General features: G+C 60.8%; 14 protein-coding genes. 3 read left to right on the top strand and 11 right to left on the bottom strand.

Annotated features, from left to right (window positions below):
• Positions 1-149: 149 nt before the first annotated feature.
• The 5 genes from bioD to bioB form a co-directional block, all read right to left on the bottom strand.
• Positions 150-830, bottom strand: a complete 681-nt coding sequence (bioD, locus tag KP808_RS23300; RefSeq protein ID WP_230017010.1) for a dethiobiotin synthase — start codon at positions 828-830, stop codon at positions 150-152.
• A 30-nt stretch (positions 831-860) separates the two neighbouring features.
• The gene (gene bioC / locus KP808_RS23305; RefSeq protein ID WP_230017011.1) at positions 861-1,670 is read right to left on the bottom strand and encodes a malonyl-ACP O-methyltransferase BioC; all 810 of its coding nucleotides are present in this window, start codon (positions 1,668-1,670) and stop codon (positions 861-863) included.
• A complete protein-coding gene (locus KP808_RS23310) occupies positions 1,663-2,394 on the bottom strand; it encodes an alpha/beta fold hydrolase (protein WP_122280275.1) in 732 nt (243 codons plus the stop codon). Before KP808_RS23310 ends, bioC begins: the two co-directional genes overlap by 8 nt.
• Complete coding sequence (bioF, locus tag KP808_RS23315; RefSeq protein WP_230017012.1) at positions 2,387-3,577, bottom strand: 8-amino-7-oxononanoate synthase; 1,191 nt, start codon at positions 3,575-3,577, stop codon at positions 2,387-2,389. The genes KP808_RS23310 and bioF overlap by 8 nt, the downstream gene beginning before the upstream one ends.
• A gap of 64 nt (positions 3,578-3,641) precedes the next feature.
• Complete coding sequence (gene bioB, locus KP808_RS23320; protein WP_002555574.1) at positions 3,642-4,700, bottom strand: biotin synthase BioB; 1,059 nt, start codon at positions 4,698-4,700, stop codon at positions 3,642-3,644.
• An 89-nt stretch (positions 4,701-4,789) separates the two neighbouring features.
• On the opposite strand from bioB, the gene KP808_RS23325 reads away from it, so the two are divergent.
• The 3 genes from KP808_RS23325 to KP808_RS23335 all read left to right on the top strand — a co-directional run bounded on the left by KP808_RS23325 (position 4,790) and on the right by KP808_RS23335 (position 8,523).
• A complete protein-coding gene (locus KP808_RS23325; RefSeq protein WP_122280277.1) occupies positions 4,790-5,524 on the top strand; it encodes a ComF family protein in 735 nt (244 codons plus the stop codon).
• Between the two features lie 236 nt (positions 5,525-5,760).
• Positions 5,761-6,525, top strand: a complete 765-nt coding sequence (locus tag KP808_RS23330; RefSeq protein ID WP_230017013.1) for a TOBE domain-containing protein — start codon at positions 5,761-5,763, stop codon at positions 6,523-6,525.
• A gap of 81 nt (positions 6,526-6,606) precedes the next feature.
• Positions 6,607-8,523, top strand: coding sequence for a PhoX family protein (locus KP808_RS23335; protein ID WP_230017014.1), 1,917 nt, complete (start codon positions 6,607-6,609; stop codon positions 8,521-8,523).
• Between the two features lie 98 nt (positions 8,524-8,621).
• On the opposite strand, the gene KP808_RS23340 is transcribed toward KP808_RS23335, so the two are convergent.
• Genes KP808_RS23340 through KP808_RS23365 form a run of 6 tightly spaced genes read right to left on the bottom strand, consistent with a single transcriptional unit; the run spans position 8,622 to position 14,172 of the window.
• On the bottom strand, positions 8,622-9,455 hold the full coding sequence (locus KP808_RS23340; protein ID WP_230017015.1) for a phosphodiesterase: 834 nt from the start codon (positions 9,453-9,455) through the stop codon (positions 8,622-8,624).
• Positions 9,456-9,479: 24 nt separating this feature from the next.
• The gene (locus KP808_RS23345) at positions 9,480-10,511 is read right to left on the bottom strand and encodes an ABC transporter ATP-binding protein (protein ID WP_058401024.1); all 1,032 of its coding nucleotides are present in this window, start codon (positions 10,509-10,511) and stop codon (positions 9,480-9,482) included.
• Positions 10,508-11,302, bottom strand: a complete 795-nt coding sequence (locus KP808_RS23350) for an ABC transporter permease (RefSeq protein WP_219170422.1) — start codon at positions 11,300-11,302, stop codon at positions 10,508-10,510. The genes KP808_RS23345 and KP808_RS23350 overlap by 4 nt, the downstream gene beginning before the upstream one ends.
• The gene (locus tag KP808_RS23355) at positions 11,299-12,168 is read right to left on the bottom strand and encodes an ABC transporter permease (protein WP_122280280.1); all 870 of its coding nucleotides are present in this window, start codon (positions 12,166-12,168) and stop codon (positions 11,299-11,301) included. Before KP808_RS23355 ends, KP808_RS23350 begins: the two co-directional genes overlap by 4 nt.
• Entirely contained in the window at positions 12,168-13,169 is a 1,002-nt protein-coding gene (locus KP808_RS23360) for an ABC transporter substrate-binding protein (RefSeq protein WP_230017016.1), read from the bottom strand. Before KP808_RS23360 ends, KP808_RS23355 begins: the two co-directional genes overlap by 1 nt.
• Positions 13,153-14,172, bottom strand: coding sequence for a LacI family DNA-binding transcriptional regulator (locus KP808_RS23365; RefSeq protein ID WP_058409552.1), 1,020 nt, complete (start codon positions 14,170-14,172; stop codon positions 13,153-13,155). The genes KP808_RS23360 and KP808_RS23365 overlap by 17 nt, the downstream gene beginning before the upstream one ends.
• Between the last annotated feature and the right edge of the window lie 157 nt (positions 14,173-14,329).

The raw sequence follows: 14,329 nt of genomic DNA on the forward strand, positions 1-14,329 counted from the left end.
GATCCTCAGTTCAAAAAACGAACACGTGTCATTGAACCAGCATTTGCGCAGAAATACTCGACAAATAGACTAATGGCACTAGGCCGCATGATAGCCTGACTCTTGAAAAAACCAAAACAACGTTGCCTGCCAGCAAGATAGCGACACTGTCAGCGCAGTTGCCCCAATTCAAGGTATTGCGCCACATTTTCGGCACTCGCCACATTCAATCGTGGCACGCGTCCAAGACAGGGTGCAGGCAGACGCTCGACCAGCGTGGCGAGGTTTTCTTCAAGCCGTGAGGTGTTTGCGTCTATGACGTTGGCCACCCAGCCTGCCAGGTGCAGACCGTCCCGGGCGATGGCTTCGGCAGTCAGCAGCGCATGATTTATACTGCCCAGACGCACGCCCACCACCAGAATGATCGGTAGATCCAGCGCAATGGCCAGATCGGACAGGTTACTCTGCCCGGCCAAGGGCACGCGCCAGCCGCCTGCGCCTTCGATCAAGGTGAAGTCGGCCTGTTTATCCAGAATATGCTGCATCGGCTTCAGCAACGAGTCGACCGTCAACACGACACCTGCCTCGCGCGCGGCCAGATGCGGCGCAATGGCCGGTTCGAAAGCCAGCGGATTGACTTCATCGTAATCCAGCTCGACAGAGCACTCGGCCTGTAACGCCAGCGCGTCGGAATTGCGCAGTCCCTGTGCAGTCACTACGCAACCGGATGCCACAGGCTTGCCCGCTGCGGTGCTCAAGCCCTTCAAGCGGGCGGCATGCAGCAAACCGGCAGCTACCGTGGTCTTGCCAGCATCGGTATCGGTTCCGGTGATGAAATAAGCAGCGCTCATCTCGGTAATCTTCCTTATAACGTGGAGCCGTCAGGCTTTTTCAAGCACTGCGTACACCACTTGATAGGTAGCGGGCAGACCGGCTTCCTGACGGAAGGCTTCGTAGGCCTGAACCATGCCCTTGATCCGCTCGCGTCCGGTCAGGCCACTGGGCCGCCCAGGGTTGAGGTTGTGCGCCCCGAGCGCTTTCAGTTCATGCGTCAGGCTGCGCACATCGGGGTAATGCAACACCTGCGGGCACACGTCCAGGCTGCGCACCTGTAAACCGCTGGCGGTGCACAACTGACGATAATCATCTTCGTGACGAAAGCGGTTCACATGCACCTGGCCGTCGACTGCCTGCCAGCTGTCGCGCAACTCGTACAGCGTGCCGACACACAGGCTGGCGAAGGCAAACACACCGCCTGGTTGCAATACCCGGTGAGCCTCACGGAGCACCGCGGCGAAATCCGCACACCACTGCACGGCGAGGCTGGAGAAAATCAGCCCGCAACTCTGATCACGCAGTGGCAGGTGCTCGGCATCACCTGCCACAAAGTGCTGTGCACCACCCAATGGCTGCGCATGCCGCAACATGCCTTGGGCGATATCCAGTGCAATACCTTCGCTGCCACTGAAAACTTGATCCAGTGCCCGGCTGAAATAGCCAGTGCCGCTCCCCAGATCCAGCCAGCGAGTCGGACTGAACTGCGCAGGCAGACGCGACAGCAGCTCGCTGCCGACGCTGCGCTGTAGTTCGGCCACGCTGTCATAGCTGCCCGCGGCCCGGGAAAAGGACGCGGCGACCTGCCGTTTGTCAGGCAGGACAGAGGGCGGCTTGGGCATAGAAAGATCAGTCATCGTCCAACTCGTGCAGAAAGGCGTGGATCGCAGCGGCTACTCCATGGGGATTTTCCACAAGGAATGCATGGCTGGCCTGTTCGATCAGACCGACCTCGACATCCGGCAACAAGGCCAGCAGATCACTTGCTGCTTCAGCCGGCACGAATGCATCGAGTCCGGCAAACAGGTGCAGTTGCGGGCCGCGATAGGTTTGCAGCGCGCCACGTGTATCGAGTTGCTGGAGTATCTTCAGGCCATCGACCAAAGCGGTTTTGGAGCTGTGCGGCGCGCCAGCCTTGAGCAACCGGGCGAGACCGCGTGAGTCTTCTGCGCCTTGCGTACATAACAGGCTGAAACGCTTGAGGGTCGCGTCAGGGTCAGCGGAACAGCCAGCCAGAAACGCATCGAAATCCTGCGCGGGCATCGCATTCGGCCACGCGCCCTGGGTGACGAAACAGGCATTACTGGCCAGGGTCAGCAGCCCGCAGCAACCTTCGCCACGCCGTGCTGCAAGCTCGGCGGCAAGCATGCCGCCCAGCGACCAGCCGCCCAGCCAGACGTTATCCGGCAGGTTGGCATCCAGTTCGTCGAGCCAGTCAGGCAGGTCGCAGCTGTCGATGTCCGGCAACGGCTCGATTTCGACCCGCAAATGCTCGTCAAGCCCGCGCAACGCGGCGGCAAGCGGCTCCAGCGGCGAAACGCCCAAGCCCCAGCCCGGCAGTAGAATCAAACGATCACGCATGGACGGGCTCCATGGATTCACTTGCATCCAGCAGCGGGTAGCACTGCTCCAGAGCCTCTAATAATAGCTGTACGTCGGCCTCGCTGTGCGCGGCAGACAACGTTACGCGCAATCGGGCACTGCCCGCAGGCACGGTCGGCGGACGAATCGCCGTCACCAGCAAGCCACGCTCACGTAGCAACTGCGACAGACGCAGAGCCCGTCCGGCATCGCCGATCATGATTGGCTGGATCGGCGTAAAGCTGTCCATCAATTGCAGGCCGATCTGCTCGGCACCCTGACGAAACTGCTGGATCATGCTCGCCAGATGCTCGCGACGCCAATGTTCGTTACGCAGCAATTGCAGGCTTTTCAAGGTCGCGCAGGCCAGCGCAGGTGGCTGGCTGGTGGTGTAAATGTAGGGCCGGGCGAACTGGATCAAGGTTTCGATCAACTCTTCACTGCCGGCCACGAATGCTCCAGAGGTGCCGAACGATTTACCGAGGGTGCCGACCAGTACCGGCACATCCTCCATGCTCAGGCCGAAGTGCTCGACGATTCCGGCACCGTTTGCACCCAGCGGCCCGAAGCCGTGGGCGTCATCCACCATCAGCCAGGCACCCTTGGCCTTCGCAGCTTGCGCCAGCGCAGGCAAGTCAGCGATGTCGCCATCCATGCTGAACACGCCGTCAGTGACCACCAGCGTATCGCCCACGGATTTCTCCAGGCGGCTTGTCAGGCTGGTCACATCGTTGTGCAGATAGCGCGAGAACCGTGCGCCGCTGAGCAGACCGGCATCCAGCAGCGAGGCATGATTGAGGCGGTCTTCCAGAACTGTATCGCCCTGCCCCACCAAGGCTGTCACCGCGCCGAGGTTGGCCATGTAGCCATTGGAGAACAACAGGGCACGAGGACGACCGGTCAGCTCGGCCAGCGCTTCTTCCAGTTCGTGGTGCGGCGTGCTGTGGCCGATCACCAGATGCGACGCCCCGCCACCCACGCCCCAGCGCTCGGCTCCCGCCTGCCAGGCGGCGATCACTTCCGGATGGTTGGCCAGGCCCATGTAATCGTTGTTGCAGAACGCCAGCAATGGCTGACCGTCGACAACCACCTGCGGGCCTTGCGGGCTTTGCAGCAAAGGGCGCTGACGGTAGAGATGTTCGGCGCGACGTGCGTCGAGGCGCGTGCGGAGATCGAAAGACATGCAGGCCCCGGTCCGAAAGATGGCAGTTCAAAACGGGCCGGAGCAGGCCGGCCCGTTCAAGGGGTCAGGCAGAGGCAGCGTCGTAGAACATCGAACTGCTTTGCTGTTCGACCAGCGCCTGTTCGATGGCAGCCTGATGCACTTCGTCGGCATGGCCTTCGCCCGCTTCGGGCTTGATGCCCAGACGCGAGAACAACAGCATGTCCTTGTCGGCTTGCGGGTTGGCGGTGGTCAGCAGCTTGTCGCCATAGAAAATCGAGTTGGCACCGGCGAAGAATGCCAGCGCCTGCATCTGCTCGTTCATCGCTTCACGCCCGGCAGACAAACGCACATGGGACTGCGGCATGAGAATACGTGCCACCGCGAGCATGCGGATGAAGTCGAACGGGTCGACGTCTTCAGCGTTTTCCAGCGGCGTACCGGCAACCTTGACCAGCATGTTGATCGGCACCGACTCCGGGTGCTCCGGCAGGTTTGCCAGCTGGATCAGCAGCCCGGCGCGGTCGTCGAGGGACTCGCCCATGCCCAGAATACCGCCAGAGCAGATCTTCATCCCGGCATCGCGCACGTAGGCCAGGGTTTGCAGGCGCTCGCTGTACGTACGGGTGGTGATGATGCTGCCGTAGAACTCCGGCGAAGTGTCCAGGTTATGGTTGTAGTAATCCAGGCCCGCAGTGGCCAGCGCTTCGGTCTGCTCCTGATCGAGACGGCCCAGGGTCATGCAGGTTTCCATGCCCATGGCTTTCACGCCTTTGACCATCTCCAGCACGTAAGGCATGTCCTTGGCGGAAGGATGCTTCCAGGCCGCGCCCATGCAGAAACGGGTCGAACCAATGGCCTTGGCACGCGCAGCTTCCTCAAGCACCTTCTGCACTTCCAGCAGTTTTTCTTTCTCGAGGCCGGTGTTGTAGTGACCGGACTGCGGACAGTACTTGCAGTCTTCCGGGCACGCGCCGGTCTTGATCGACAGCAGCGTGGAAACCTGCACACGGTTGGCGTCGAAATGAGCGCGGTGCACCGTTTGCGCCTGAAACAGCAGGTCATTGAATGGCTGTACGAACAGCGCCCTGACCTCGGCTAAAGTCCAGTCGTGACGCAAAGTGGCGGTGGTGCTGGCGCTCATCGGGCGGCTCCTTGGTGTTTCTGGGCAATGCGCGAGGGCGTAAAGGCACCATGCGCTACACGGATGTCGGGCATATTTAAGGAAGAGCCATGCGCTGTCAACCCAACCGCCAATACGAGGTTTACATCTGGTTAAAAAACAAACAAATCTGCTTGTTATGCGATGAGCGCAGCGAGGTGCCCATGCCTGTCTGCGTGCCGTGCGAAGCCGAGTTGCCGTGGCTGGGCAGCCAGTGCGACTGCTGTGCGCTGCCGTTACCCATCTCCGGCATGAGCTGCGCGCAATGCTGCAAGCGCCCTCCCGGATTTGCTCAGGTGATCGCGCCGTGGCTGTACGACTTCCCGGTGGACAGCCTGATCACCCGTTTCAAACATAACGGTAAATGGCCGATGGGACGCCTGCTGGCCGAACTGTGTGGGCAGTTTCTACAACACCGTTTCGAGGAAGACCTGCCACGTCCCGATTACCTGATTCCAGTTCCTCTCGCCAACAAACGCCTACGCCAGCGCGGCTATAACCAGGCGGCGATGCTGGCCGGGTGGCTGGGTAAACAGTTGCAACTGCCCGTTGACGAACACCATGTGTTGCGCAGCCGGGAGACAGCAGCGCAACAGGGGCTGGACGCCAAGGCACGCAAACGCAACCTGCGCGACGCCTTCACCCTGGTTGATCCCGAATGGGTGCAGGGCAAGCACCTGGCACTGGTCGATGATGTTCTGACCACCGGTTCGACGGCAGAGGTCATTGCGCGACTCCTTAACAAGGCCGGCGCACAAAGAGTGGACGTGTATTGCCTGGCCAGAACGCCGAAGCCGGGCGATTGATTGGGCGCTATGCTCAGGAACCTCAAGACGCTCATCGCTTCCACGCTCCACTTCCGATCCTGAGCGTGCAGTGCGGCGCAGAATTGTGACGCAGAGCGTCACGAACGGCATGCCAACGCGGAGCATTGGCACGATAGTCAATTGAAATAATATCGCGGGACGCTCCGCGTCCGGTTTCGACGTCATGCACGAGAGCGATCATACTGCCCTCTCCTACTCGACCATCGCAGATCGCCATGTCGCTACCCACCCTGCTGACGCAACACATGGTTCACCGCCCGCAACGTATCGCGCTGTTGCAGCACATTGCCGAACAGGGCTCGATCACCCGTGCCGCGAAAAGCGCAGGCTTGAGCTACAAGGCTGCCTGGGATGCCATTGATGAGCTGAACAATCTGGCGCAAAGCCCGCTGGTAGAACGCAGTGTCGGCGGACGTGGCGGTGGCGGCGCAAAGCTGTCGGTAGAGGGCGAGCGAGTGCTGCGTCTTTATCAGCGGGTGCAGGCATTGCAGGCGCAGGTGCTGGAAGCGACCGAAGACAGCAGCGACCTTGACCTGCTCAATCGTCTGACCTTGCGCACCAGCGCACGCAACCAGTTGCTGGGGCGGATCGTCAGCATCACCCGTCATGGGCACAACGATCAGGTTCGCCTGCAATTGGCTGGTGAGGTGTTTATCGAAGCACAGGTCACCCATGACAGCACCCTGCGTCTGCAGCTGGAAAACGGCACGGAGGTGGTTGCACTGATCAAGGCCGGCTGGCTGGAACTGCATGCAGACAACGGCGAAGAAACAAATGGAAACAATTGCCTGATCGGCCGAATCGACAGCGTGACCGACGCCGAAGATGGCCCAAGCGAAGTACGCATCTTACTCCCCGGCGGCCAGACGCTGTGCGCCCTGGCGACACCTGAGCACCTGCATGCACAGCAGCTGAAAACCGGTGCCACGGTGCAGGCAAGATTTGCCGCTTCACTGGTGTTGCTGGGTATACCGATGTAAGCGTCGGCAAGTCATTACCGCGACACAATTCCGTCATATGCGCGCACTAAGGTGGCTGCCATATTCGAGGGAGCCGTGATAATGAAACTATTAGAAGAAAATCAAACCACCGATCTGGAAAACCTGGTCGGCACAGACAAGGTCGGCCTCACCCGCCGCGGCTTCATCAGCGCAGGTGCCCTGTGCGGCGCAGCGATGTTTCTGGGTGGCAACCTGTTGAGCCGCACGGTTCTCGCGAACAGCATCAGCGCAGCGTCCGGCACATTGTTGGGCTTCCAGAGCATCCCTGCCGCCACCGCCGACAGCATCAGCCTGCCGCAAGGCTACACCTCATCGGTTCTGATCAGCTGGGGCCAGCCTTTGCAGGCAGGCGGCCCGGCTTTCGACCCGAGCGGCAAGGGCACAGCCCAGGCTCAGGAAGTGCAGTTCGGCGACAACAACGACGGCATGTGCCTGTTCCCGATGCCAGGCCACAAGGATCGCGCACTGATGGCGATCAACAACGAATACACCAACTACCGTTACCTTTTCGATCACGGCAAAGAGCCGCAATCAGCTGAAGAAGTGCAAAAGGCACTGGCTGCAGAAGGCGTTTCCGTGATCGAAGTGCAGCAGCACAATGGTAAATGGCAGTTCGTTCAGGACTCGCGCTACAACCGTCGCATTCACGGCAACACGCCGATCAGCCTGAGTGGTCCGGCAGCCGGGCACGACTGGCTCAAAACGGACGCCGACAAGACCGGCACCCAGGCGCTCGGCACATTTCAGAACTGCTCCAGCGGCCAGACGCCGTGGGGCACTTACCTGACCTGCGAAGAGAACTTCACTGATTGCTTCGGCAGCAGCAACGCTGAGCAGAAGTTCGACGCCGGCATGAAGCGCTATGGCGTGGTTGCCGCCAGCAAGGAGATCAACTGGCACCCGCACGACCCACGCTTCGACGTTGCGAAAAACCCCAATGAGGTCAACCGTCATGGCTGGGTGGTCGAGATCGATCCGTTCGATCCCAAGTCCACACCGGTCAAACGCACCGCACTCGGTCGCTTCAAACATGAGAACGCGGCGTTCACCCAAACCAAGGGTGGCCGCGCCGTGGTGTACATGGGCGACGACGAGCGTGGCGAGTTCATCTACAAGTTCATCAGCCGCGACAAGATCGATCATCAGAACCCCAAAGCCAACCGTAACCTGCTTGACCACGGCACCTTGTACGTGGCGCAGTTCGATGCAGGCGACAGCAATCCGGATCATCCAAAAGGCAAGGGCCAGTGGGTCGAACTGACTCATGGCAAGAATGGCCTGGACGCGGCTGCCGGTTTCAATAATCAGGCAGAAGTGCTGATTCACGCGCGCCTGGCGGCCAGCGTTGTAAAAGCCACGCGCATGGACCGCCCGGAGTGGATCGTAGTCAGTCCCAAGGACGGTCAGGTCTATTGCACACTGACCAATAACGTCAAACGCGGCGAAGAGGGTCAGCCTGTAGGCGGGCCGAATCCGCGCGCCAAGAACCAGTACGGGCAGATCCTGCGCTGGAGCGAAGAAGACAGCAATCCTTCAGCGATGACCTTCGACTGGGACCTGTTCGTGGTCGCCGGTAACCCGACTGTGCATGCCGGTACGCCGCAAGCCGGGTCGAGCAATATCAACGCGCAGAACATGTTCAATAGCCCCGACGGCCTGAGCTTTGATGAAGCCGGCAGGCTGTGGATTCAGACCGATGGCGACTCAAGCAACAAGGGCGATTTTGCAGGCATGGGCAACAACCAGATGCTCTGCGCCGACCCTGCCAGCGGCGAAATTCGTCGCTTTCTGGTCGGGCCGATCGGTTGCGAAATCACCGGCATCAGCTTTGCGCCGGACTATAAGACGATGTTCATCGGCATCCAGCATCCCGGTGAAAACGGTGGCTCCACGTTCCCCGAGCATTTGCCAGACGGCAAACCGCGCTCATCGGTGATGGTGATTACCCGGGAAGATGGCGGCGTTATCGGCGCCTGACAGACGATAAGCGTGCCTACGCTCTGCGTCACAAGAGGACGCAGAGCGTCCAGAACAGCGCTACCACGCAGAGCGTGGGAGCGATAGCGAATGAACAATCAATCAATCAACCCGTTCACATCGTAGAACGGGTATGGCCCTTCATAGTCGCCGAACACGGCGTTATGACTGACAAACCCCTGTTCCGAATGCCAGCGATGCAGCACGTAGCCGGCCGGTTCCAGGTTGAAATGGGCAGGCGCGGCGTCGTCGAGGTCCAGCACGATCTGGTGTGAGGTGCCAGGGCAGATGCTTGCCACGCTGCCACCAAAACGCCGCTGCATGGGGCGATGCAAATGCCCGCACAACAAACGCTCCACTTGCGGATGCTGGGCAATCACACGCTCCAGCGCCGACGCGTTGCCGAAGGGTTCGCGGTCCATGTGCCCTATGCCGGAAATGAACGGTGGATGGTGCAGGATGATCACCGTCGGCACATAAGGACGACGTGACAGCTGCGCGTGCAACCAGTCCAGCTGACAGTAATCCAGTTGCCCGCCATGTTCGCCGGGAATGGTCGTGTCCATACCGATCAGCCGCACCGGGTACTTTTCCACAACCCAGTCCAGAGGTCCGCTGGCCGACAATGGCAGGTACACCTGTTCGGCAAACGCCGCCAGCAGGTTGTGTCGATCATCATGATTGCCGGGCACCAGATAGAACGGCATGTGCAGGCGTTCCAGCTCAGGCTTGAGCACGGCGTATTCGTCCTCACGCCCGAAGTCGACCAGATCACCACTGATCACCACGATGTCTGGGCGCTGCTTGCTGGCGTTGATGTGTTCGACTGCGCGGCGCAATGCACCCAGGGTATCGACCACGCCATAGGTCAGGCGCCCGTCGGCTTTGAGGTGCAAATCACTGATCTGGGCAATAAGAAACGGACGATTCAAAATAAGCTCTCTACGGAAACGATGTTACGAATGCAGGGTGAACAGCGCCTGCGGCTCAACACTCAGGGCGATGGCAGCGTTGGCGGCGTGAATAACGTTGTCGGTGCTGTCTACCAACAGTGGTTGCGGACCACCGACATCGACCAGCAAGCGGCTTTGCGCCCCCTGAAAAAACTGCCCGACCAGGCGACCCTGAAGGTGCCCGCGCTCCGGCATCAAACGCAGATGCTCCGGGCGGCAATACACCGTGCCCGGCAGATCAGCGCCACTCCATGGCAGCTCGCCGCCGCTTACCTTGAGACCGGCAGGTGTGCGCTCGACCACGCTGAACGCGTTGAGGTTGCCGACAAACCCTGCGACAAACGCATTGGCCGGCTGCTGATAGATTTCTCTGGGCGTTGCCAACTGCGACACGCAGCCTTTTTCCATGACCAGAATCCGGTCGCCCAAGGCCATGGCTTCGCCCTGATCGTGGGTGACGAACACCGAGGTGATGCCCAACCCACGTAACAACTGGTCGAGCTCGCTGCGCAAGCGCTCACGCAGCTGCGCATCCAGTGCCGCCAGCGGTTCGTCGAGCAATAGCACCCGAGGACGCGGTGCCAGCGCTCTGGCCAACGCGACCCGTTGACGCTGACCGCCGGAGAGTTCGTTGACACGACGATTGCCGTGACCGGTCAGGCCAACCAGTTCCAGCAACTCATCACAACGCTTGCTTCGTTCGACAGGCGACAGGCCGCGAATCTTCAGGCCGTAAACAATGTTGCCGGCGACGTCGAGATTCGGGAACAGCGCATAGTTCTGAAACACCATCCCGACGTCACGCCGCTCGATAGGCAGACGTGTCACGTCCTGATCATCGAACAACACCTGACCGACGTCCGGCCGCTCCAGCCCGGCGATCAGACGCAAGGTGGTGGTCTTGCCGCAACCGGACGGACCGAGAATCGCCAGCGTTTCGCCAGGCTCGATGGTCAAGTGCAGATCCTGTACAGCAACGGTGCCGTCGGCAAATGCCTTGCGGCAGCCTTTCAGGCGAATGGTGGTTCCGCTCATCGGCTCTCTCCACGGGCAAGACGCGCACTGATGGCCTGCAACGCAATCAGCAGCGGCACAATCAGCAACAGAAAAAGAAGGGTGTAGGCGCTGGCGACTTCCAGTCGGGCTGAGGCGTAGCTGTCGGCCAGACCGACCGGCAGGGTCTTGGTCATCGGCGTGTGCAGCATCCATGTCAGGTTGAACTCGCCCAGCGACAGGGTCACAACCATCAGCACACCGGCCAGAATTCCGGCCCGGCAGTTCGGTACTACTACGCTGAAAAAGCGCTTGATCGGGCCAGCGCCCAGACTGGCGGCAGCCTCTTCAAGCACCGGCAACTGTTGACGCTGCATGACCGCCATGACCGGGCGCACCAGAAACGGCAATGTGAACAACACATGGCCCACCAGAATGAACAACCAGCTGCTGCGAAAGCTGCCGAACTGGCCGTAGGTCAGCAGCAACGCCAGGGCGCTGGCCAGGCCGGGCATGGCGACGGGGAGAACCATCAGTTCTTCAAAGGCCCGGCTGAAGCGATTGTTCATGCGTACCAGCGCATACGCCGCAGGAACGCCAACCAGGCATACGCAGATCGCGCACGCCACAGCCAGTTGCAGCGACAACCAGACGGTCGGTGAATAGGCCTGCCAGACCTGCACCAGCCAGTCGAAGGTCAAACCGCTCGACAGGCCCAGAAAATAATTGCGGGTCAGCCCGGCAAGCAGCGAGAGCACTACCGGGACCAGCATGAACGCACAAACCAGCAACGTGAACACCAGCTGCGCAGCAAACAATGGAGAGCGTTTCAAAGGGCAACCCCTGATGTCCCGACCATGCGACGAGCCAGTAACAACACCGCCCACGTCACCAGCCCGAGGATCACCGACAGCGCGGCGGCTACGGTGAAGTTGGCGTAATTGGTGAACACGTTGTAGATCGCCACCGGCGTGACGTTCAGGCGTGTACCAAGCGTAAATGCCGTACCGAATGCGCCCATCGACGTGGCGAAACAGATCGCACCGCAGGACACCAGCGCGGGTGCCAGCCCCGGAACGATCACATCGCACACCACCCGCCAATGACCCGCACCCAGCGAATGCGCAGCTTCTTCGAGGCTGCGGTCCAGGCTTTCGCAAGCGGCCATGACGGTGAGGATCACGCGCGGAATCGAGAAATACAGGTAGCCAATGAACAAACCGGTCAGCGAATAGGCGAATATCCAGCGTTCGCCAGTCAGCTCCAGCCCGAGTGCCGCGAAGATACCTTGGCGACCGGCCAGCAGAATCACCAGAAAGCCCACCACTACGCCAGGAAACGCCAGCGGAAAGGTCAGCAGCGCCACCAGCGCAGAGCGCCCAAAAAACTGGTTACGGGCCAGAAACACACCGCTGATACCGCCAACCAGCAACGCTGCAAGAGTGACCACCAGTGCCAACAGACAGGTCTGCACCAGGCTGCCGAGGTATTGAGCACTGCTCAACACCTGCCAGTAACCGCTGCCATTGCCGTCAGCGCCTTGCGCGCCGAGCAGGATCAGGCGGGTCAGCGGCAGCAGCCAGAATGCCAGCAATACCGCCAGCGCCGGAGCAAGCGCCAGCGCAGCGGTCGGGCGCAGCCGCAGCCTCATAAATCCGCCCTTGTGCAGAGCCAGCGCGTGTCCCGGCGAGGCTGACATTACTTCACCTCACGCAGATAACGGGCAGCAAAGGCTTCCTGCACGGCGGCCATGTGCTGGTAATCCACCACGCCGGCACGAGCGTAATCGCTGTCGGGCAGGAACTGCGCGGCCACGTCGGCAGGCATCTTCCAGCGCACTGGACGCAGATAAGCCTTGGCCCACAGCGCCTGGCCCTCGTCAGACAGGACGAAATCCAGCACCTTCTCGGCATTGGCGCGGTGCGGTGCCTTGGCAACCATGCTCATCACGTACGGAACGCCGATGGTGCCTTCCTTGGGAATCACGAAAGCAACGTTGGCCTTGTCCTTGTAACGGGCGCGATAGGCGTTGAAGTCGTAGTCGACCAGAATCGGCAGCTCACCGGACAGTACGCGGGCATACGCGGTTTGTTTGGGCACGATGGGCGAGTTCTTCGCCAGCTTCTGGAAGTAGTCGATGGCCGGGCCGAAGTTGTCCAGTGTGCCGCCCATGGCCTGATTGATCGCAACGGCGGACACGTAACCGACGAATGCACTGGAGGGGTCGAGGTAGCCGACCATGCCCTTGTACTCGGGCTTGAGCAGATCCGCCCAGCTTTGCGGCACCGGCAGACCGCCCAGCGCGTCGACGTTGACCATGATGCCCAGCGTGCCGGAATGAATGGCGAACCAGTGCCCTTCAGGGTCTTTCAGACCTGCGGGAATGTCGTCCCAGTGTTTGGGTTTGTAGGTATCGACCACGCCGGCCTTCTGCGCTTGCAGACCGAAGGTCACGCCGTAATACACCACGTCTGCGACCGGCGCGGCCTGCTCGGAGACGATCTGCGCCAGCGCCTGCCCTGAGTTCTTGTTGTCCAGGGGCACTTGTACACCGGTGCTGTCGGCAATCGCCTTGAGCTGCGTTCCCCAGTCAGCCCATTCGGGCGGGCAGTTGTAGCAGATGGCGGTTTCGGCGGCCTGGGCGAGGCTGGCCGCACCACATAACAGCAGTGCCGCGAGGGTTTTACTGAGGCTGAGCATGAAGCATCTCCTGGTAGGGCTGGGTGCTTTCGCCGGGCCGGATATGGCACGGCAGACAATGAGAAACCGGTGCCGCGCCGGCAATTCGCGACAGCAACTGGTCGATGACGATGTCCGCCAGTTCGCCAATCGGCTGAACCACACTGCACAGCGTCGGGTGCATCTGCGTGCCCAGCGTGATGCCATCGAAGCCGATGACCGAAAGGCGCTCGGGAACGCCCCAGCCGTTGCGACGCAATTCGGCAATCAGGCTGATGGCCAATAGATCGTTGGAACAGACCAGCGCGCTGGGCGCGGTCGGTCCACGTAACAGCGGTTCGAGCGCGGCGAAATCGGCGTTGGTATGGGCGGGCATTTCAATCACCGGCCGCGTCTCAAGCCCATGCTCGCTCATGGCATCGCGATAGCCTTCGTAACGCAGACGGGCGCGGTCGGACTGCATGACCGGGCCTGCGACCATGGCGATACGCCGGTGGCCGGCGTCGATCAGATACCGCGTCGCCAGCGCCATGCCTGCGCGGTTATCCACAGACACAGCGCTGTAATCCTCATTGTCGGTCTGGTGATAAGCCAGCACGAACGGCGTGTCCTCGATGGCCAGGCTCTCCAGCACACGGTTGTGCTCGGCGTCGGTTACGGTCAGCACCAGCCCGTCGACCCGCTGGCGCAGCAATTCTTCAACCACGGCGCTTTCACGCTCGGCGCTGTAGTCGGTGGTCGCCAGCAACAGGTTGTAGCCCCTCGCCCGCGCCGCTCGCTCCATGGCCTGAAACTGCTCGGCGAACACCGGGTTGAGCAGGTTTGGCACGATGACGCCAATCAGATTGGTGGTTTGCAGACGTAACTGTCTGCCCAACCGATTGGGGCGAAAGCCAAGTTCACGGGCAGCGACGAATACTCGCTCGCGGGTCTCGGCTCGCACCACCTCAGGGTTTGCGAAGGCACGTGCAGCGGTGGCCCGGGAAACCCCGGCCAGTCGTGCAACTTCTTTCAAATCAGTCATGGTCGCTCGCTTGAGATCGATCTCATTGGCGGCAACTCTAAGTGGCGAACATGGCTAAACAGCGACCGGAGGATGACCGTTTGGTGACAACTCGACCCTTGGGCACTTTAAACTGAAGGGGTTTAGCGAACCGGGACCGGTCTGCGTTACCATCAGC

This window comes from Pseudomonas savastanoi (genome assembly GCF_020917325.1).
In the GTDB taxonomy this organism is placed as follows: Bacteria; Pseudomonadota; Gammaproteobacteria; order Pseudomonadales; family Pseudomonadaceae; genus Aquipseudomonas; species Aquipseudomonas amygdali.

Bases quoted from the DNA above. Each gene is read 5' to 3' on its own strand.
- bioB (WP_002555574.1), bottom strand. From the start codon at position 4,700: ATGAGCGCCAGCACCACCGCCACTTTGCGTCACGACTGGACTTTAGCC.
- bioF (WP_230017012.1), bottom strand. From the start codon at position 3,577: ATGTCTTTCGATCTCCGCACGCGCCTCGACGCACGTCGCGCCGAACAT.
- KP808_RS23365 (WP_058409552.1), bottom strand. From the start codon at position 14,172: ATGACTGATTTGAAAGAAGTTGCACGACTGGCCGGGGTTTCCCGGGCC.
- KP808_RS23335 (WP_230017014.1), top strand. From the start codon at position 6,607: ATGAAACTATTAGAAGAAAATCAAACCACCGATCTGGAAAACCTGGTC.
- KP808_RS23355 (WP_122280280.1), bottom strand. From the start codon at position 12,168: ATGTCAGCCTCGCCGGGACACGCGCTGGCTCTGCACAAGGGCGGATTT.
- KP808_RS23360 (WP_230017016.1), bottom strand. From the start codon at position 13,169: ATGCTCAGCCTCAGTAAAACCCTCGCGGCACTGCTGTTATGTGGTGCG.
- KP808_RS23310 (WP_122280275.1), bottom strand. From the start codon at position 2,394: ATGCGTGATCGTTTGATTCTACTGCCGGGCTGGGGCTTGGGCGTTTCG.
- KP808_RS23325 (WP_122280277.1), top strand. From the start codon at position 4,790: ATGCGCTGTCAACCCAACCGCCAATACGAGGTTTACATCTGGTTAAAA.
- bioD (WP_230017010.1), bottom strand. From the start codon at position 830: ATGAGCGCTGCTTATTTCATCACCGGAACCGATACCGATGCTGGCAAG.
- KP808_RS23345 (WP_058401024.1), bottom strand. From the start codon at position 10,511: ATGAGCGGAACCACCATTCGCCTGAAAGGCTGCCGCAAGGCATTTGCC.
- bioC (WP_230017011.1), bottom strand. From the start codon at position 1,670: ATGACTGATCTTTCTATGCCCAAGCCGCCCTCTGTCCTGCCTGACAAA.
- KP808_RS23330 (WP_230017013.1), top strand. From the start codon at position 5,761: ATGTCGCTACCCACCCTGCTGACGCAACACATGGTTCACCGCCCGCAA.